This is a genomic window from Xenorhabdus mauleonii (assembly GCF_900113945.1).
Lineage (GTDB): Bacteria > Pseudomonadota > Gammaproteobacteria > Enterobacterales > Enterobacteriaceae > Xenorhabdus > Xenorhabdus mauleonii.
Genome location: NZ_FORG01000001.1, coordinates 321,249 through 340,145, shown reverse-complemented (window position 1 = coordinate 340,145; position 18,897 = coordinate 321,249). Strand labels below are relative to the sequence as shown.

Sequence of the window (18,897 nt, the reverse complement as noted above, 5' to 3'; positions counted from 1 at the left end):
AGAAAGCGCCAATAAAAAAAGCCGGAATAAATTTCCGGCTTTTTAGTACGGCTTTTTGATTTAATCCGTATGGATTATTTCGCTTTACCTTGGTTTGCTACTGCGGCTGCTTTTGCTGCAATTTCTTCAGCATTGCCCAGGTAATAGTGTTTGATAGGTTTCATATTTTCATCAAACTCATAAACCAGTGGTACCGCAGTTGGGATATTCAGCTCAAGAATTTCTTCTTCGCTCATGTTATCCAGATATTTCACCAGTGCACGCAGAGAGTTACCGTGAGCGGCGATGATGACTTGTTCACCTTTTTCTACACGTGGTTTAATAACTTCTTCCCAATAAGGGATAACACGCTCGATAGTGGTTGCAAGGCTTTCTGTCACCGGAAGTTCTTCTGGTTTCAGGGTTGCGTAGCGAGGATCATGGCCTGGGTAACGCTCATCATCTTTGGTTAAATCAGGAGGAGTGATAGCGAAACCGCGACGCCACAGCTTAACTTGATCATCACCATATTTAGCGGCAGTTTCTGCTTTATCCAAACCTTGCAAAGCACCATAGTGGCGCTCATTCAATTTCCAGCTTTTTTCAACTGGCAGCCATTGCTGATCGACTTGGTCCAGAATGTTCCACAAAGTGTGAATGGCACGTTTTAAAACGGAAGTGTAGGCGAAATCAAAAACGAAACCTTCTTGCTTTAACAGCTGGCCCGCTTGTTCTGCTTCAGAGCGGCCTTTGTCAGACAGTTCGACGTCAGTCCAGCCAGTAAAACGGTTCTCTTTGTTCCACTCGCTCTCACCGTGCCTTACAAGAACCAGTTTAGTTACAGCCATAGCTTAAACTCCTATTAGTACTTTAATACGAAATGAAATGATCGCTGCGGGCATTATATGGCGCGATAGGTCGAAACGGCAAACAATAGTCTCGTATCTCCTGTTTTAAATCATATTTGGTGACAATGACGGTATGTAGCGATTTGCTGGGAAGGGGATAACGATGTTTGATCTGAACTGTGTCTCAAAGAGAGAGAATGGCAGTTCAGATCAAATGATATTCAGCTTAAAGGATTGCCGCTTTTACTGGATAGGTAAAAAACAGCAGGTGTATCAGATTCAGTGCGAAATGGAAGGCAACCGCGACCCACAAGCGGCCACTCCACATCCAAGTAATGCCATAAATCAGCCCTGCCAATGTTGCGAAAATCATCAACAGGCCACCGCCAGCAAAGTGGGCTGCACCAAAAATCAGAGAGGTAATAATCAGGGCTAAATAGGGATTCATCCATTGGCCCAGTTTCTGCTGGATATAACCCCGGAATAGCGCTTCTTCTGCCAAAGAGACGAAGAAAAGATTAGCTACGACAAAAGCAGGGAACCAACTGGGCAAATGGAGTTCAACTGATAAACCGCCCAATGCTGTTGCAAGCCCCAGTAATGCGGGAACGGCTGCAATCAATAATGCCCATCCGTGGGGAGGTGCATTAACCACGGGTTTCCGTGTGAGCAAAGTCGGCATGCACATCAATAAAATGAAGGGCAACAATGCCTTGTCAAAGTTGAAATACATTGAAAACGGTGCGCTGAGAGTCCCTGTTTGTACTTTGTCCAAGTATTTGAGGTTATGGAAGCCTGGCAGGTAATGTATAAATAGCAAAACGCCAAAGATGAGCAGTAATAGCTCTGTTATGTTTTTGATAATAGCGTGTTTTTTATAGAAAGCGTGCATTACACCTAAAACAACAATCGCAACTAACGTGATTATTGCGGGATAGGTGAGTATGTGAGCGCTGTACCCGACAATGACAGCTAATAATGCAATGAGAAAAGCAATTTTCTGGCGTTTATCCAAAAATGCCAATGAAACGGCAAGTAGTGCCCAAGCCATATAATTCCCTGTTATCTTTGAAAAAATCAATGAAATAGTCTGAAAAGGGCGAGAATTGTATATTAATAGGCAAGAAATTCAAAAAGAATAATAAAAATATTAAAAAAAGTAGCATTTGGATTGCCATCCAATCATTGGATGCGGCAGAGTTGTGGAGCCGGCTCCTTTCTGGCAAAAGGAGCCTGATAAGAAATTAATTAGGGCGCTTTTGGTGACACAGTATCCGTTTCATACTGATAAATGTCACCATCAGGAACAAATCTTAACCGATGGGTAATACATTCCGGCGCATCTTCCTGATGATGAGAAACAAACAAAAGCTGTGTTTCACCGCTGGAAATCATAATGTCAATGAAACGCAGGACTAATTGCCGGTTGAGAGGATCCAATCCCTGTAAAGGCTCATCCAGAATTAACAAAGCTGGGTGTTTGACTAAAGCACGGGCGATTAAAACAAGCCTTTGCTGTCCCCATGATAGGCTGTGGAATGGGCTGGTGGCTGCGGCTTCTGATAGCCCCAATAAATTTAACCACTCATTGGCCAATTGCAGTTGTCGATCGGAAACTGCCTGATAGAGTCCGATCGAATCGAAGAAACCAGAAAGAATGACATTTCGGACATTAGTACTGACCCGATATTCAAGGTGAATGCTGTTACTGACATAACCAATGTGGCGTTTAATCTCCCAAATCGTTTCACCACTGCCCCGTTGTCTGCCAAACAGGATTAAATCGTTGCTGTAACCTTGGGGATGATCACCAGTAATAAGACTGAGAAGTGTTGATTTACCCGCGCCATTCTCACCGATGATTTGCCAATTTTCATGAGGATTTACCTGCCAGCTCAAATTATGCAGGATGGGTTTTTCACCATATTGAACAGTGACATCGCGCATTGACACCAATGGTTGCTCGGCGGGAAGTTGCGTATCTGCCTGAGATTCGTCTACTTCGGGAAGATGAATGTTGCGCAATTTTTCACTGTGAGCCAGTTGGGCTACGATTGATTCCGCCAGAACGTTTTCTTTTTCTCCGGACAACGTCAGGTGACAATCTGCCAATACACCGATTTTCTCGACAAAATCGGGGATTTCATTGAATCGGGTTAAAATCAGGACAAGCGTAATGCCTTTTATTGCCAACGAACCCAGTAATTGGGCAAGTTGATTTTGTGCGTAGGTATCCAGCCCATCAAAAGGTTCATCAAGGATCAATAAGTCAGGGTTCATCATCAATGCCTGACAGAGCAGCACTTTGCGGGTTTCCCCCGTTGATAGGTATTTGAACCGCCTTGAAAGTAAATCCTTGATGCCAAAATATCCGCTTAGTTCAAGGCACAGTTCATTATCTTTATGGTAGAGCTGAATAATATCGGCCGCAGTGCGCCCAGTATCGTCCTCACCCTCACTGAGTAAATCTGTATTATTGCGCTGCCACTCTTCATCGATCAGTTTTTGTAATTGCTCGAAAGAGAGGAGTACAGGTGTATGGAATGAGCAATGGCGCTCACCTGCCAATTGAATTAAATCATCTGACAGAGCACGAGCCAGAGATGATTTCCCACTGCCATTTGCACCAACAAAAGCCCAACTTTCTCCGGAAATAATTTTCAGTGACGGTAGCCGCAGGGTACGGGTGTCACTTAAACGGAAACTACCTTGTGTTATTTGCAACTCAGACATTCTTCTTCCTTATTTAAGCAACATGAACTAAATAATCATCAGAAATAAGCGGAATAATGCACAATGTCAATGTGTAGTTGTCTGTTATTCGTTAAGGATTAATAATTTTTGGAACCTGCTGGAAGCCGCCATTCAACCTTCAATACCTAACATAAAGTGGCAATAATAACTTTATCTGCTTGAAAACACGCAGTAACAGCGTCATTGGGTTGAAGTTTTAAAGATTCTACTTCCTGATTGGATAGCGTAACACAAAGAGATTCACCACCATTAAGTGTTAGGATAATTTCACTGTGATCTGTTCCAGCATCAAGATGGTTGATTTGGCCTGACAGAGCATTATCGAATGAAGATGAGGGGTTGTGCTCTTTAGCCAACGTTATCCATGGAGCTTTAATCAGCACGAGAACTTCTTTCCCGTTAACCAAGTCCAGCCTGTTTGCACTTTGTTCCGTCAACGCAGCACTGATTGACGTTTTGCCATCAGCGAGCAGGACACGAACATGTTGCTGTATGTTTTGGTAATCACGTTCAATGATAGTGCCGAAAAATTGGTTACGGGCACTGGTTTGTAACGAAAAGCGGGAAATCGCTGCCAGCAGGCTATCCAAGGGCAGTGAATCATCGTTTAAGGCATCAAACGCTTTTTGCTGAATTTTTCCCAGTAAGTCATACAGTTGTAATAACCGCTCTCCATAGGGAGTCAGTTGTGCCCCGCCGCCGCCTTTTCCTCCTGTTGCTCGCTCCACCAATATTTCATCTGCGAGCTGATTCATTTCATTAATGGCATCCCAGGCACTTTTATAGCTGATCCCTGCTTGCTTCGCGCCTTGGCTGATAGAGCCGGTAATTTTGATTTGTTTGAGTAATTCGATCCGTCTGGGATCTGCGAACAGACGTTGTTGCAATTTTAGCGTTAACAATATTTCGGCTTGCATAGTGTCCAATTTCAGGCAAATATTTGAGAGTTTTCACAGGGTAGCAGTAAGAATCGCACGTTTCGTCGGTTACTGTTACTTTTTTATTGTCTAGAATAGCGAAGTAGGTGTCTGGGCTATGTCAGATGCCACGCAGTAAAGTTATTTTATTACCCACTCAGAGTATGAGGTTGGCATGTTAGAATTGATTACAAGTATGGGATTTGCGCTGATCATGGTTCCCGTGGTAATGGCCGCCATTTTAACATTGATATACGGGCTTGGAGGCGTGTTCAACTTTATCTCCAAGGCAGGGAATACCGAACGGCAGTCTTGATCCCCGTTATTTTTATTGCCCGGCGTGCCGGGTAATTACCTTCTCTGTTTTCTCTCCGAATGTAATCCTTACACTGCCGTTAGCATAAAAGCTAAAACTGGCTCACAACTTGCCGATTAATCTTTGAATAGCATTTTCATTTACGTTGTACCTTGTTATATACAACGCACCATATTGATTATTTTAGGTGAAATACAAAATGAAAAAGACAGTTCATCAGTTATTAATCGGTGCTGTGGTTTCTGTTGCGCTGGCTGGAAACGGCTGGGCTGCGGATAAAGTAACGGTTTTTGCTGCTGCCTCATTAACTAATGCACTTGATGATATTGCTGCACAATATAAAAAAGAGAAGCAGGGAAATATTGTTACTTCTTATGCCTCATCTTCGACACTGGCTCGTCAGATAGAGCAGGGGGCCCCGGCCGATATTTTTATCTCTGCTGATCAGCAATGGATGAACTATATGGCGGATAAGCAATTAATTACTCAGGGTAGCCGCCACACTTTGTTGGGCAACAAACTGGTGTTGATCGCCCCGAAAGAAAGCAAATTGGACAAAGTTGAACTTAACCGGGATACAAACTGGAAATCTTTGCTGGCGGATGGTCGATTGGCGGTGGGTGATCCTGACCATGTTCCGGTTGGCATTTATGCCAAAGAATCCCTGCAATACCTGAATGCATGGGATACGGTCAATCCATTGTTAGCGCGCACCAGCAACGTTCGTGTTGGAATGGCGTTGGTAGAACGGGCAGAGGCTCCGCTGGGCATTGTTTATGGCTCTGATGCCGTTGCCAGCAATAAAGTCAAAGTCGTAGGTGTTTTCCCGCCAGAGAGCCATAAACCGGTGGAATATCCGGTCGCAATAGTTAAAGGTCATGAAAAACAGGATGTTCGTGGTTTTTATGATTACCTTAAAACCCCTGAAGCCGCCGCAATTTTTAAACGTTACGGCTTTACCCCACTGTAGGAACAGATCTTTTGGAGATATTAAGTGAATACGAATGGCAGGCTATTTTACTGAGCTTAAAAATCTCAGGCATAGCTGTGCTGTTCAGTTTGCCATTCGGGATCTTAATGGCATGGATGCTGGCGCGTTGCCAGTTTTTTGGTAAATCTTTGCTAGACAGCATTATCCACTTACCACTGGTATTGCCGCCAGTGGTGGTGGGATATTTATTGCTTATCAGCATGGGGCGTCGTGGTGTCATTGGCGAATTTCTTTATGACTGGTTTGGGGTTAGTTTCGCATTTAATTGGACAGGCGCGGCGTTGGCTTCAGCAGTAGTTGCTTTTCCTCTCATGGTCAGGGCCATCCGATTATCGCTGGAGAGCATTGACAGGCGTTTGGAACAGGCCGCACATACATTGGGTGCCGGTTCACTTAAAGTCTTTTTAACTATCACCTTGCCATTGTCATTACCGGGAATTATTGTCGGTGCGGTGCTTGCATTCGCCCGTTCGCTGGGTGAATTTGGGGCCACTATTACCTTTGTTTCAAATATACCGGGAGAAACACGTACCATCCCCCTTGCGATGTATACATTGATAGAAATGCCGGGTGCTGAAACTGCTGCGGCACGTTTGTGCGTAATTGCAATTGTGCTGGCGCTGGTTTCATTAATGCTTTCAGAATGGCTGACCCGTTGGGGCAGAAAACGTCTGGGGGTAGCATGCTAGAGCTGAATATTGAGCAGCGCTTGGGCGAGTTGCACATGCAAGTGGATACGGCTTTGCCGACAGAAAGCATCACCGCCATATTTGGGCTTTCTGGCGCGGGAAAAACCTCATTAATCAATGTGATTGCAGGATTGACTCGTCCGCAGAAAGGCCGGATTGTTTTAAATGGCCGCACGTTGGTGGATGTAGAGCAAAACCTGTTTTTACCTGCGGAAAAGCGTCGGATTGGCTATGTTTTTCAGGATGCCCGTCTTTTTCCCCATTATCGCGTGAAGGGAAATTTGCAATACGGCATGGCACCAGAAATGAAACCGCAGTTTGATAACATCGTCGGTTTACTGGGAATAGAACATTTATTGTCACGTTTTCCTATCACATTATCCGGTGGGGAGAAGCAGCGAGTTGCGATTGGTCGCGCGTTATTGACCGCCCCTGAGATTTTGCTGATGGATGAACCTCTTGCGTCTTTGGATCTGCCGCGTAAGCGTGAATTATTGCCTTACCTCGAAAAATTGTCCGAAGATGTCAAAATTCCAATCTTATACGTCAGTCACAGTTTGGACGAAATCTTGCGTCTGGCAGATAACGTCATTGTCATGGATAAAGGGAAAGTCAGGGCGACAGGGACATTGGAAGATGTTTGGTCGAGTAGTGTACTGCGCCCTTGGCTGCAAAAAGAGAGCCTTTGTAGCATATTGAAAGTTTCCGTTATGGAACATCATGAACGTTATCATATGACCGCTGTGGCAGTGTCTGACAAAGCCCTTTGGCTGCCGGCAATTGACGCCGCTCCGGGAACTGATTTGCGTATCCGCATTGATGCATCGGATGTTTCTCTCGTGTTGGATCCACCGAGAGTCAGCAGTGTCCGTAACACTCTGCAAGTCAAAGTGCTTGAGTTTTTTGAAAATGACGGTCAGGTTGATGTTAAATTGGCGCTGCGTGAACACTGCTTGTGGGCGAGAATAACTTCTTGGGCGCGAGAGGAATTGAATCTGCGTGAAGGGCAATGGTTGTATGCGCAGATAAAAGGAGTGTCGTTGAATCGCCACTTATGACGGATAAAAATAACGCATAAAAATGAGTGAATGAAAATTGCTTTCAGGGAGCGCGCTTTTGAACTCATTCAGTTGAACAAATCACAGTTGAACAAATGAAGCAAAGGCTCTCTCCCTGGGGGCAATTATCCCTTGGTATCACAAAGGCGATAAAGTGATGGGCGTAAATTCTCAAAGCACGTATTTTCTAATCACTTCAGCGATACCGGGTTGAGTATTGTCTAATGTAACAATATCTGCCCGCTCTTTAACGGTATCAACAGCATTTCCCATGGCAACGCCCAGCCCGGCGGTTTCCAGCATACTGAGATCGTTATAATTATCACCAAAAGCAATCACATCTTTCATACTCATGCCTTGCGATTCAACCCATTGCTGCAAACGCATGCCTTTGCTGTTACCTTTTTTGGCGATATCGACTTGATCAAACCATGACCATTCACATTCAAGGCCAATATCTTCCTCAATTTTTTCACTAATTTCGCGTAGTTGAACTAAATTAGACGAGCTGGCGGCCAACTTCCAAATGGAATTTACATTGTGAATGGCGTCGCGGAAATCAGAAGCATGTTGCAAGGTGGGACGTTGATGTTCTGGCAGAGAATCTGACCATGCGAGAGTTCTCGCTACGGTATGCTGAAATTCATATAAAATGGCGTTATCGACATACATCAAATGCTCAATATCCGTTCCTTGCAGATAAGAAAGCGCCTGAATAGTTTCTTGAATGGAAAGAGGATCTGCCGCCAGCACTTTGTTGGCACTAAAATCATATGCATATGTTCCATTGCAACAAATGGCAGGAGTATCGAGTTGTAATGCTTGATAGAAAGGAAGGATCGCAACATGATGGCGGCCAGTCACAATCAAAACTTGAATGCCAGATTGACGGGCTTCATTCAAGGCAACTAATGATTCTGGCAGAATACGTTTTTGTGGATCGAGCAGTGTACCATCAAGATCCAGCGCGATAACGCGATATGACATGAGTTAACCTCTATGTTTTCTATGGTGTGAATAATGTGGTGTAAGTAAATATTATATGTTGACCAAAGATAGTTAAACCTTTATGCAGGCAATTTAACAGATGTAATTTTTCACGGGTCATTGCAGATCAATGAAATGGCAGAGAAGCATTTGAGGAGAGAATATGAAACAGGTGGTTTATACAGCCAGCCCAAACAGTCGTCAGATTCACGTATGGGCACTCAATGAAGCGGGTGAACTTTCGCTTCTCCAGACGGTGAATGTGCCGGGTGAAGTACAACCAATGGTGGTTAATCCTGATGGTAAGCATTTATACGTAGGAATTCGCCCTCAATTCAGCATCGTAACCTACGCGATTGGGGAAAATGGTCATCTTGAACAACAGTCCATTGCCCCGTTGCCGGGAAGCCCAACCCATATATCAACAGACAGAGCAGGGCGCTTTTTATTTTCTGCTTCTTATAGTTTCAATAAATTAAGTGTTCATCCCATTGATGAAAACGGTGCCGCCCAAGCACCGATTCAGGTCGTTGAAGGCTTGCAAGCCCCGCATTCTGCCAATATCGATAGAGAAAATCGCCAATTGTTGGTTCCATGCTTGAAAGAAGATCACATCCGTATTTTCAATTTAGATGGGCAAGGCTATTTAACAGAAAGCCGGGCTGATGAGATAAAAATAGCCGCCGGAGCAGGCCCTCGTCATATGGCATTTCATCCGGAAAAACAGGCGATTTATTGCATTAACGAGTTGGATTCAACGGTTGATGTCCTGCGCAAATGGGAAAAATATCGCATCGTACAATCCATTGATTCGTTGCCGGTGGATTTTTCCAGTGTTCGTTGGTCGGCGGATATCCACATTACGCCGGATGGCCGGCATCTTTATACCAGTGAGCGCTCCGAGAGCCTAATCAGCCATTTCCTGGTATCTGAAGATGGTTATCACCTGACATTGGCTGGACATTACGGGACAGAAACTCAACCCCGTGGTTTTGCCATTGATCATAGCGGCAACTTCCTGATTGCATCAGGGCAGAAATCAGACCATATTTCAGTATCCCGTATTGACAAATATTCAGGAAAACTGACCCAGTTGGCACGTCATCCGGTTGGTAAAGCGCCGATGTGGGTTACGGTTCTGGCGCTGTAACCCTGAGCCGCGCTGTCATTGGCGCGGCTTAAAATTTCTTTGAATTGACTCCAGAGAATATCAAGATGAAACCTGCCACTTTGCTTATTCCTGTTCCCGATGTTAAAGCTGGATTGGCTTGGTATAAACGTGCTTTTCCATCTGCTCGCCCTATATATTTGGTCGAATTTGATTTTACTGCCTTGGAAATTGGTGATTTTTCATTAGATATCGTACAAGCAGATGAAAAAGTCAGTTGTGGTCAGCAGGGCACGGTTTTGTACTGGTCTGTACCTTGTCTTAGCAGTGCAATTCGGCACTTCCAAAACCTAGAAGCTCAGATATATCGAGGACCAATGAAGATTGATAATGGCTTAGGCATGTGCCAAGTCAAAGATCCCTTTGGCAATCTGCTCGGTTTAAAAGGGCCATTTAAGGATGACATGGGTTAATTTAATTATACCAGCCACATAATTGGTTATGTGGCTGGTCTTTATTTTTTTGCCACTGTATTAGAACTTATAATTTATTGGGTATGGGGTAATGAATCGTACAAAAATAAAAAACAATGTTATTTAAAATTAAAAAATGTCATTTGGTAATTAAACTAATGTAAAAGTACCTACGCCGGATAAAGTAATAGGATGCGTGACAAAAAGATGATTCTGATATACAGAGAATAAATCACCCAAATAAACATTTCCTTTATAAAGGCGCAGGACCATATTTTTCGGATTAATGAATAATTGGAAACTGAGCGGTGAATTTATAATGGTTTGAGCATGTTTAACTACACCACCAAGATGAATATTATAAAAATTCAACTGAGGTAAATTATAACCGCCATAGACGTAGCCATTGAAGCTGGTTCTCTTTCCGATATTAGGTTCATGCCCGATGATCACAGGATAAGAAGATACTTGGATAAAAGGATAATATCCGTATTGATGATAAGTATTAATATTAAAGTGCCCGCTAACAAACTCGGTTTGCCTCAATACAGGGCTGGTTGATGGTTCTTCTTTGGTATTTTCTGAGAATAAATGCGCCAGCTCAGGTTTTTCTTTTACCAGCATCTCGTAATGTGACATTTCTTTATTATAACTATTTTCGGACATTTCAAATGTATTTTTCATTTCTTCAGTTGAAGGAAATGCAATATTTTCTGTACTCATGATATATTCCTTTTTTTAGATTGGCGTAATTGCTGGATGAAATATATCAGAAAATTTGTTCTGGAATAGTGTAAAAATACTTAAGCTGTTTGTTAATGTTTATCAGTGATTAACAAGCGTCAGTGAATTTAAAATATGAAAACCACTGATTGAAAATATAATTGCCCACGGTTTTCATATTATACGAAGTGAATTAATACTTTCATTATAATAATAGTCAGTGCTTCATTAACACTGACTATTATCCTTTAATTTATTGCATCAGCAACTGCTGTTGTTAATTTCGCTAACTGTTCTGATCGAATAATATAAGGCGGCATTAAATAAATTAATCGGCCAAACGGCCTGATCCAAACACCTTGTTGGACGAAATAGCGTTGCAGTGATGCGACATCAACGGGTTGTTTCATTTCAACAACACCTATTGCACCCAATACCCGAACATCTTTCACTGAATGGTGTGTTTTTAGGGGAAGTAGCTCCGCTTTTAGCTGGGTTTCTATTGATTGAACACGTTGCTGCCACGCACTTTCAGTGAGCAATTTCAGACTGGCACTGGCAACAGCGCACGCCAGCGGATTCCCCATAAATGTCGGGCCATGCATAAAGCAACCGGCTTCACCTTGGCTGATGGTTTCCGCAACATGGCGGGTGGTCAGCGTTGCTGATAACGTCATATAGCCGCCCGTTAACGCTTTGCCTAAACATAAAATATCCGGCTCTATTTGGGCATGCTCACAGGCAAATAGCTTGCCTGTTCGCCCAAATCCAGTGGCTATTTCATCGGCAATCAGCAAAATTTGGTGTTCATCACAAAGCTGACGAACTTGCCGCAGATATTCTGGGTGATAAATCCGCATGCCACCCGCGCCCTGAACAATCGGTTCCAGAACAACTGCGGCGATTTCAGCATGATATTGCAGCAATAAGTGCTTAAAAGAGTCGATATCTTCGGGTTGCCATTCATCATCAAATTGGCACGCCGGGGCATCGGCAAACAGGTGATTGGGCAAATAGCCGTTGTACAGGCTATGCATGGAATTGTCCGGATCACAGACAGACATAGCGCCAAAAGTATCGCCATGATAACCATGTCGCAATGTCAGAAAACGCTGACGTTTTTCCCCTCTGGCTTGCCAGTATTGCAATGCCATTTTCAGGGCGACTTCTACGGCAACAGAACCAGAATCTGCCAAAAACACACACTCCAGAGAATCAGGTGTCATTGCAACTAACTGCCGACAGAGTTCTACCGCAGGAGGGTGGGTAATGCCGCCAAACATGACATGGGACATTTTATCGATTTGTGATTTTGCCGCCTCATTGAGTACCGGATGATTGTAGCCGTGGATGGCTGCCCACCATGAAGACATACCATCAATCAGCTTTCGTCCATCGGATAAAACCAGCTCCACACCTGAGGCCGAGACAACAGGATAGGTAGGAAGTGGACGACTCATTGATGTATACGGATGCCAAATATGGCGCAGGTCAAATTCAATATCTGATGGGGTCATGATAAGTTACTTGTAAACCTTTTCTGTTTCATTTTAGTTGACATGATAACGGCGTTATTTAAACTGACAACATTTTTTAACGTCGGAGATGTTATTGTGAGCGAGCGTCATCAATGGACTATCAAGCAGGCGCAGGAACTGTTTGATAAGCCTTTTTTTGAATTGTTATTTCAGGCCCAGCAAGTACACCGCGAACATTTTGATCCGCAGCAAGTACAAGTCAGCACGTTGCTTTCGATCAAAACCGGTGCTTGTCCGGAAGACTGTAAATATTGTCCGCAAAGTTCCCGCTACAAAACTGGCTTGGAAAAAGAGCGGTTGATGGAAGTGGAAAAGGTCATCGAGTCAGCGCACAAAGCTAAAAAAGCCGGCTCAACCCGCTTCTGCATGGGAGCTGCGTGGAAAAATCCACATGAGCGCGATATGCCGTATCTGGAAAAAATGGTCAAGGAAGTTAAAGCGCTGGGAATGGAAACGTGCATGACATTGGGAATGTTGAACCATTCTCAAGCAGAACGTTTGGCAGAGGCTGGTCTGGACTATTACAACCATAACTTAGACACCTCACCAGAATTTTACGGCAATATCATTACCACCCGCAGTTATCAAGACAGGCTGGATACCTTGGATAATGTCCGGGGCGCAGGCATTAAAGTGTGTTCAGGGGGCATTGTCGGCTTGGGTGAACAAATTCGTGACCGTGCGGCATTGTTGGTTCAATTGGCTAACTTGCCCAAACCACCGGAAAGTGTGCCAATCAATATGCTGGTGAAAGTCAAAGGAACGCCATTGGCGGAAAACGAAGATGTCGATCCTTTTGATTTTATTCGTACCATTGCGGTAGCACGGATCATGATGCCGGCATCGCATGTTCGCTTATCCGCGGGGCGTGAGCAGATGAATGAGCAAACGCAGGCCATGTGTTTTATGGCGGGTGCCAACTCCATTTTCTACGGTTGTAAATTGCTGACCACGCCCAACCCTGGTGAAGATAAAGATCTGCAACTGTTCCGTCGCTTGGGGATTAACCCTCAGCAGACGAAAACTGCATTTGGGGATAATCAACAGCAGCAAAACTTGACCGAAGCCATCATTAATAATGCTGATGACGAACAATTCTACAATGCGGCAATATAATGAACTGGTCAGATTTTCTCTCCCGACGTTTAGCCGAGCGCCGGGGAACCCCGCTATGGCGTAATAGACAAGCTCATCAAGGCGCTGATGGGCGTCTCTTATTCACCTCAAATGGCCAATACCTGAACTTTTCCAGTAACGATTACCTCGGATTAAGCCGACATCCTCAGATCATTGCTGCATGGCAACGGGGAGCTGATCAATATGGTGTGGGGAGTGGAAGCTCAGGGCATGTCACGGGTTACACGGCTGCACATCATGAATTGGAACAACAATTGGCTGAGTGGTTAGGTTATTCCCGTGCCTTGTTGTTTATTTCTGGTTATGCGGCCAACCAAGGCGTGATTGCAGCCTTAATGGAAAAAGAGGATCGCATTATTGCGGATCGTCTGAGTCACGCTTCATTGATGGAAGCCGCCATGCATTCATCCGCACAATTCCGGCGTTTTCTGCACAATGATATCGATTCCCTGAAACAGCATCTGACAAAAGAGTGCGTAGGTAAAACGCTGGTGGTAACGGAGGGTATCTTTAGCATGGATGGGGATTGTGCTCCGCTGGAATTACTCGCACAGCAAACAAAATCTAGCAACAGTTGGTTGATGGTAGATGATGCCCACGGTATCGGTATTCACGGTGAAGAAGGCCGGGGCAGTTGCTGGGAACAAAATATAAAGCCAGAAATCCTGATTGTTACTTTTGGTAAAGCATTCGGGCTGAGTGGTGCGGCAGTTCTTTGCGATGGGCACACTGCTGAATACATGCTCCAGTATGCCCGGCATCTGATTTACAGCACGTCAATGCCTCCCGCACAGGCCGTGGCATTGAGCGAAGCAGTTCGGCAAATCAGGGCCGGTGAAGCACTGCGGCAATCTTTGCAAAATAATATTCATTATTTTCGCCATGAAGCACAACATTTGCCTTTTAGCCTGATGGATTCAAGGACGGCCATTCAACCGCTGGTGGTTGGGGATAATGAGCACTGTATCGCACTATCTGAACAGCTCAGGCAGAAAAATCTGTGGGTTAAGGGAATACTGCCGCCTACGGTTCCTGTCGGGAGTGCCCGCTTGCGAATTACTCTGACAGCAAGTCATACACGACAAGATATTGATGCATTACTGGAGGCTCTGCATGAACCTGGGTATTAAATCTGTCGACAAGCAAGCGATAGCGGGGGCCTTTGGCAAGGCAGCCTCTAAGTATGATTCGGTGGCTAAATTGCAGCAACAAACCGGTGAATACTTGATGGAGCTGGTTCAAATGGAAAGCTCCGGCGCACGGGTACTGGATGCTGGTTGTGGAACGGGTTTTTTCAGCGCCCGCTGGAAGCAGCAAGGCAAACAGGTTATCGCGTTAGATTTGGCTTCCGGTATGTTGAGCCATGCACAGGGGCAACAAGCTGCTGACTACTATTTGCAAGGTGATATAGAACATTTGGGGCTGGCCGATTGCAGTGTTGATATTTGTTTCAGCAACTTGGCGGTGCAATGGTGCAATGATCTGCCAGGTGCATTGCAGGAATTTTATCGCGTAACTCGCCCGGGCGGCCTCATTGTTTTTTCTACCCTTGCACAGGGATCACTGTGTGAGCTGGAAGCTGCATGGCAGCGAGTCGATGACTATCAACATGTAAACCAATTCTTGCCATTGCAGGCTATTGCACATGCGTGTCAGCCTTACCGGCATAAGGTCATGGAACGGCAATATTGCCAGCATTATCCGCAACTCCTGCCGTTGTTGAATTCTCTGAAAGGCATTGGCGCAACGCATCTTCATCATGGTCGCCAGCGGGGATTAATGACCAGAAAGCGTTTACACGCTCTAGCTGATGCATACCCCCGCCATAATGGAAACTACCCGTTAAGTTATCAAATTATTTTTGGAGTTATTTATTGTGACAAGTAAATATTTTCTGACTGGAACCGATACTGAAGTAGGTAAGACCGTTGTTAGTTGTGCCTTGCTGCAAGCCGCCAATAAAAAAGGCTATCAAACTGCGGGTTACAAGCCAGTGGCGTCAGGGAGTGAAATAACGCCTGAGGGCATACGCAATGGCGATGCGTTGGCTTTGCAGAAAAACAGTTCAGTGCCATTGAGCTATCAAGAAGTTAATCCTTTGGTATTTGTTGAACCAACTTCACCTCATATCGTGAGTGCGGCGTTAAACCAGCCTATCCATTTTGCAGCGTTGTCGCAGGGATTGGACGTCTTGGCGGCAAAAGCGGACTGGGTGTTAGTTGAAGGCGCGGGGGGCTGGTATACGCCCTTGTCGAAAAATGAAACTTTTGCTGATTGGGTGATTCAGGAAAATTTACCTGTGATTTTGACGGTAGGCGTCAAATTGGGTTGTATCAATCATGCAGTATTAACGGCAAAAGCCATTCAGCACTCAGGATTGAAACTGGCAGGCTGGGTTGCCAATGAAATTGAACCTGCCGGTAAATATCAAGCAGAGTATCTGGAGACGTTGAAGGACATGATTTCTGCCCCTTTGCTGGGCGTTATTCCCTATCTGGGAGACGCTTGCGAAAAAAGTAATGTGGGTGAATATCTACATATTGATTCATTGGTTAACTAATTGTTTACTTACCGTTAGCTAGAATGAGTGTCATAGGCCGTATTTGGATCTATTTTCTTATGTGGAAAATATCTTATATCAACAAATATTGAGCCATTTTTAAGCAATAAATAGTAAAGAATTATTCCAAAACAGGATAAAAATATTCCTTTTTTGAAAAAATTCACAGGTGGGAATAACTCCGCAAGCTCCCATGCACAATAGGGTTTGCTGAGTTATCCACTATTCCTGTGGATAACCTTGTGTATTAGTTTTAGAAAACTATCCCGACGCAAGATAATACGCGGCTTGCGCAAGATTTGCTGTTATTCTCTCCTTGGATTTTTTCTTTATTAAAATCAATTTGTTATATAAAAGCAATCCCTTTTCGAATCTGCTTGTCATTCGGTGCTTTATCATTTCAGTTGCTAATACAAAAATGAGAAAACGCAAACTTATTATCTGGGGATAAAAATAGCTATCATGAATGTTAACTTAAAGTTAATATCACTAATAGATATAATGTATTTGTGAGATAAACCGTATTTATGAGAATAAATTGCATTTTCTTTTGACAGAGGTAATTCTGACATCGCTCACTCCATGATCCATACTTCCACACAATAAAAAGCACTAATATTTTACTAACTGACTTGAAGCTGGTTTTTTATCCAGTATCATACAATAAGTTTGGTGCGGTAAAAATAGTCATGGTGGGAAAATGAGCAAAGAAACGAATAAAATATTGAATAAAGTATTCAAGCTACATTCTGATTTCAAACCCGGGGGCGATCAGCCATCCGCTATCCGCCAATTGCAAGAGGGGCTGGAAGATGGTTTGGCACACCAGACACTTTTGGGAGTAACTGGCTCAGGTAAGACATTTACGATAGCCAATATTATCGCAAACCTGAATCGCCCCACGATGGTCCTTGCCCCCAACAAAACACTGGCGGCACAACTTTACAGCGAAATGAAAGCGTTCTTCCCTGAGAATGCGGTGGAATATTTTGTCTCCTACTACGATTACTACCAACCCGAAGCCTATGTACCCAGCTCTGATACTTTTATCGAAAAAGATGCATCAGTGAATGAACATATCGAGCAAATGCGGCTGTCAGCAACAAAAGCCCTGCTGGAACGTCGGGATGTGATTGTGGTGGCTTCTGTTTCTGCAATTTATGGTCTGGGTGATCCTGATAGCTATTTGAAGATGATGCTTCATTTAACTGAGGGCATGTTAATTGATCAGCGCGCAATCCTGCGCCGTTTGAGTGAACTACAATATACCCGCAATGATCAGGCGTTCCAGCGCGGAACATTTCGGGTGCGTGGCGAGGTCATTGATATTTATCCGGCTGAATCGGATGAACATGCCCTGCGCGTTGAACTGTTTGATGAAGAAGTGGAACGCCTTTCCCTGTTTGATCCTTTGACCGGGCAGGTGCAATACAATGTCCCCCGCTATACGGTTTATCCCAAGACTCACTATGTCACGCCGCGTGAACAACTTCTTCAGGCGATGGAAGAAATCAAAGTGGAATTGGAACAGCGTCGTAAAGTACTGCTGTCTTCAGGTAAGCTGCTGGAAGAGCAGCGGCTCACTCAACGAACTCAATTCGATCTCGAAATGATGAATGAATTGGGCTATTGCTCTGGTATTGAAAACTATTCCCGTCACTTATCCGGTCGTGCGGCAGGTGAGCCACCGCCAACATTGTTCGATTACCTGGCCGCAGACGGTTTATTGGTGGTCGATGAATCCCACGTCACGATCCCCCAGATTGGTGGTATGTACCGAGGCGATCGCGCTCGCAAAGAAACGTTGGTGGAATACGGTTTCCGGCTGCCATCAGCGTTGGACAATCGTCCGTTGCGCTTCGAAGAATTTGAGGCACTGGCACCACAAACCATTTATGTTTCAGCAACCCCTGGGAACTATGAGCTGGAAAAATCCGGCAATGAAATTGTTGAACAGGTTGTGCGTCCGACCGGCTTGTTGGATCCTGAAGTTGAAGTTCGCCCTGTCGCGACTCAGGTCGATGATTTATTATCCGAAATCCGTATTCGTGCAGAGAAAAATGAGCGGGTATTGGTCACGACACTGACCAAGCGAATGGCGGAAGACTTAACGGAATATCTAGAAGAGCATGGGGAGCGAGTACGTTATCTCCATTCAGATATTGATACTGTGGAGCGTGTAGAAATTATCCGTGACCTTCGCTTGGGTGAATTTGATGTTTTGGTCGGCATCAACTTGTTGCGTGAAGGTTTGGATATGCCGGAAGTCTCACTTGTAGCGATTTTGGATGCGGATAAAGAAGGTTTCCTCCGCTCAGAACGTTCGTTGATCCAAACGATTGGCCGTGCAGCCCGTAACCTGCATGGCAAGGCGATTTTGTATGGTGATAGGATCACGAATTCTATGGCAAAGGCCATTGGGGAAACCGAACGCCGTCGCGCCAAACAAAAGGCATTTAACGAAGAAAATGGCATTATACCGCAAGGGCTGCACAAAAAGATTGGTGACATACTGAAAATCGGCCAGCCTGCTGGTAGTAAAGGAAAAAACAAAGGAAGGGGCAAAGTTGCCTTGGTTACGGATGATTACCACAATCTGTCAACAAAAGAGCTGGAAAGGAAGATACGTGAGCTGGAAGACAAAATGTATCAGCATGCACGGGATCTCGAATTTGAACAGGCGGCGAGTGTACGTGATCAGGTACAAGCATTGAGGACGCAATTCATTGCTAATTCTTGAATGAAATAAAGGTTAGAGAGTGTACAGCGAATGACTCTCTAACAATTTACTTTTGCGTTGTTTGGGCGTTATTTTCTGC

General features: G+C 44.5%; 18 protein-coding genes. 11 read left to right on the top strand and 7 right to left on the bottom strand.

Going from position 1 to position 18,897, the window contains the following annotated elements; translation table 11 throughout:
• Nucleotides 1–74: 74 nt before the first annotated feature.
• The 4 genes from gpmA to modE form a co-directional block, all read right to left on the bottom strand.
• Nucleotides 75–827 carry a 2,3-diphosphoglycerate-dependent phosphoglycerate mutase gene (gene gpmA / locus BM100_RS01370; RefSeq protein ID WP_092507248.1) on the bottom strand — a complete coding sequence of 251 codons (753 nt, stop codon included), beginning with the start codon at nucleotides 825–827 and terminating at the stop codon, nucleotides 75–77.
• Between the two features lie 226 nt (nucleotides 828–1,053).
• Nucleotides 1,054–1,878 carry a CPBP family intramembrane glutamic endopeptidase gene (locus BM100_RS01365; protein WP_092507247.1) on the bottom strand — a complete coding sequence of 275 codons (825 nt, stop codon included), beginning with the start codon at nucleotides 1,876–1,878 and terminating at the stop codon, nucleotides 1,054–1,056.
• Between the two features lie 197 nt (nucleotides 1,879–2,075).
• On the bottom strand, nucleotides 2,076–3,560 hold the full coding sequence (gene modF / locus BM100_RS01360) for a molybdate ABC transporter ATP-binding protein ModF (protein WP_092507246.1): 1,485 nt from the start codon (nucleotides 3,558–3,560) through the stop codon (nucleotides 2,076–2,078).
• A gap of 146 nt (nucleotides 3,561–3,706) precedes the next feature.
• Nucleotides 3,707–4,498 carry a molybdenum-dependent transcriptional regulator gene (modE, locus tag BM100_RS01355; RefSeq protein ID WP_092507245.1) on the bottom strand — a complete coding sequence of 264 codons (792 nt, stop codon included), beginning with the start codon at nucleotides 4,496–4,498 and terminating at the stop codon, nucleotides 3,707–3,709.
• Between the two features lie 175 nt (nucleotides 4,499–4,673).
• On the opposite strand from modE, the gene BM100_RS01350 reads away from it, so the two are divergent.
• From BM100_RS01350 to modC, 4 genes are all read left to right on the top strand, one after another.
• Entirely contained in the window at nucleotides 4,674–4,814 is a 141-nt protein-coding gene (locus tag BM100_RS01350) for an AcrZ family multidrug efflux pump-associated protein (RefSeq protein WP_092507244.1), read from the top strand.
• A gap of 199 nt (nucleotides 4,815–5,013) precedes the next feature.
• Nucleotides 5,014–5,784, top strand: coding sequence for a molybdate ABC transporter substrate-binding protein (gene modA / locus BM100_RS01345; protein WP_092507243.1), 771 nt, complete (start codon nucleotides 5,014–5,016; stop codon nucleotides 5,782–5,784).
• A 17-nt stretch (nucleotides 5,785–5,801) separates the two neighbouring features.
• Nucleotides 5,802–6,494 (top strand): molybdate ABC transporter permease subunit, encoded by a 693-nt coding sequence (modB, locus tag BM100_RS01340; protein WP_092507326.1) that lies wholly within the window; start codon nucleotides 5,802–5,804, stop codon nucleotides 6,492–6,494.
• Nucleotides 6,488–7,552, top strand: coding sequence for a molybdenum ABC transporter ATP-binding protein ModC (modC, locus tag BM100_RS01335; protein ID WP_169924719.1), 1,065 nt, complete (start codon nucleotides 6,488–6,490; stop codon nucleotides 7,550–7,552). Before modB ends, modC begins: the two co-directional genes overlap by 7 nt.
• Nucleotides 7,553–7,723: 171 nt before the next feature.
• Here the strand turns inward: modC and BM100_RS01330 are convergent, their stop codons facing one another.
• The gene (locus BM100_RS01330; protein WP_092507241.1) at nucleotides 7,724–8,539 is read right to left on the bottom strand and encodes a pyridoxal phosphatase; all 816 of its coding nucleotides are present in this window, start codon (nucleotides 8,537–8,539) and stop codon (nucleotides 7,724–7,726) included.
• A gap of 163 nt (nucleotides 8,540–8,702) precedes the next feature.
• Here BM100_RS01330 and pgl point away from each other — a divergent pair, with 163 nt between their 5' ends.
• Together pgl and BM100_RS01320 are read left to right on the top strand one after the other, a co-directional pair.
• Nucleotides 8,703–9,689, top strand: a complete 987-nt coding sequence (gene pgl / locus BM100_RS01325; protein WP_092507240.1) for a 6-phosphogluconolactonase — start codon at nucleotides 8,703–8,705, stop codon at nucleotides 9,687–9,689.
• A 65-nt stretch (nucleotides 9,690–9,754) separates the two neighbouring features.
• A complete protein-coding gene (locus BM100_RS01320) occupies nucleotides 9,755–10,120 on the top strand; it encodes a VOC family protein (protein WP_092507239.1) in 366 nt (121 codons plus the stop codon).
• A 150-nt stretch (nucleotides 10,121–10,270) separates the two neighbouring features.
• On the opposite strand, the gene BM100_RS01315 is transcribed toward BM100_RS01320, so the two are convergent.
• A complete protein-coding gene (locus tag BM100_RS01315) occupies nucleotides 10,271–10,843 on the bottom strand; it encodes a hypothetical protein (protein ID WP_092507238.1) in 573 nt (190 codons plus the stop codon).
• Between the two features lie 248 nt (nucleotides 10,844–11,091).
• Nucleotides 11,092–12,360 (bottom strand): adenosylmethionine--8-amino-7-oxononanoate transaminase, encoded by a 1,269-nt coding sequence (gene bioA / locus BM100_RS01310; protein ID WP_092507237.1) that lies wholly within the window; start codon nucleotides 12,358–12,360, stop codon nucleotides 11,092–11,094.
• A gap of 96 nt (nucleotides 12,361–12,456) precedes the next feature.
• On the opposite strand from bioA, the gene bioB reads away from it, so the two are divergent.
• The 5 genes from bioB to uvrB all read left to right on the top strand — a co-directional run bounded on the left by bioB (nucleotide 12,457) and on the right by uvrB (nucleotide 18,818).
• A complete protein-coding gene (bioB, locus tag BM100_RS01305; RefSeq protein ID WP_092507324.1) occupies nucleotides 12,457–13,497 on the top strand; it encodes a biotin synthase BioB in 1,041 nt (346 codons plus the stop codon).
• On the top strand, nucleotides 13,497–14,648 hold the full coding sequence (gene bioF, locus BM100_RS01300; RefSeq protein WP_092507236.1) for an 8-amino-7-oxononanoate synthase: 1,152 nt from the start codon (nucleotides 13,497–13,499) through the stop codon (nucleotides 14,646–14,648). The genes bioB and bioF overlap by 1 nt, the downstream gene beginning before the upstream one ends.
• Complete coding sequence (gene bioC / locus BM100_RS01295) at nucleotides 14,632–15,405, top strand: malonyl-ACP O-methyltransferase BioC (protein ID WP_092507235.1); 774 nt, start codon at nucleotides 14,632–14,634, stop codon at nucleotides 15,403–15,405. Before bioF ends, bioC begins: the two co-directional genes overlap by 17 nt.
• Nucleotides 15,395–16,078 (top strand): dethiobiotin synthase, encoded by a 684-nt coding sequence (gene bioD / locus BM100_RS01290; RefSeq protein ID WP_092507234.1) that lies wholly within the window; start codon nucleotides 15,395–15,397, stop codon nucleotides 16,076–16,078. The genes bioC and bioD overlap by 11 nt, the downstream gene beginning before the upstream one ends.
• A 700-nt stretch (nucleotides 16,079–16,778) precedes the next feature.
• Entirely contained in the window at nucleotides 16,779–18,818 is a 2,040-nt protein-coding gene (gene uvrB, locus BM100_RS01285) for an excinuclease ABC subunit UvrB (RefSeq protein WP_169924718.1), read from the top strand.
• Nucleotides 18,819–18,897: the final 79 nt, after the last annotated feature.

Bases quoted from the DNA above. Each gene is read 5' to 3' on its own strand.
- BM100_RS01315 (WP_092507238.1), bottom strand. From the start codon at position 10,843: ATGAGTACAGAAAATATTGCATTTCCTTCAACTGAAGAAATGAAAAAT.
- modF (WP_092507246.1), bottom strand. From the start codon at position 3,560: ATGTCTGAGTTGCAAATAACACAAGGTAGTTTCCGTTTAAGTGACACC.
- BM100_RS01350 (WP_092507244.1), top strand. From the start codon at position 4,674: ATGTTAGAATTGATTACAAGTATGGGATTTGCGCTGATCATGGTTCCC.
- bioF (WP_092507236.1), top strand. From the start codon at position 13,497: ATGAACTGGTCAGATTTTCTCTCCCGACGTTTAGCCGAGCGCCGGGGA.
- modA (WP_092507243.1), top strand. From the start codon at position 5,014: ATGAAAAAGACAGTTCATCAGTTATTAATCGGTGCTGTGGTTTCTGTT.
- BM100_RS01320 (WP_092507239.1), top strand. From the start codon at position 9,755: ATGAAACCTGCCACTTTGCTTATTCCTGTTCCCGATGTTAAAGCTGGA.
- gpmA (WP_092507248.1), bottom strand. From the start codon at position 827: ATGGCTGTAACTAAACTGGTTCTTGTAAGGCACGGTGAGAGCGAGTGG.
- pgl (WP_092507240.1), top strand. From the start codon at position 8,703: ATGAAACAGGTGGTTTATACAGCCAGCCCAAACAGTCGTCAGATTCAC.
- modC (WP_169924719.1), top strand. From the start codon at position 6,488: ATGCTAGAGCTGAATATTGAGCAGCGCTTGGGCGAGTTGCACATGCAA.
- BM100_RS01365 (WP_092507247.1), bottom strand. From the start codon at position 1,878: ATGGCTTGGGCACTACTTGCCGTTTCATTGGCATTTTTGGATAAACGC.
- uvrB (WP_169924718.1), top strand. From the start codon at position 16,779: ATGAGCAAAGAAACGAATAAAATATTGAATAAAGTATTCAAGCTACAT.
- modE (WP_092507245.1), bottom strand. From the start codon at position 4,498: ATGCAAGCCGAAATATTGTTAACGCTAAAATTGCAACAACGTCTGTTC.
- bioA (WP_092507237.1), bottom strand. From the start codon at position 12,360: ATGACCCCATCAGATATTGAATTTGACCTGCGCCATATTTGGCATCCG.
- bioC (WP_092507235.1), top strand. From the start codon at position 14,632: ATGAACCTGGGTATTAAATCTGTCGACAAGCAAGCGATAGCGGGGGCC.
- BM100_RS01330 (WP_092507241.1), bottom strand. From the start codon at position 8,539: ATGTCATATCGCGTTATCGCGCTGGATCTTGATGGTACACTGCTCGAT.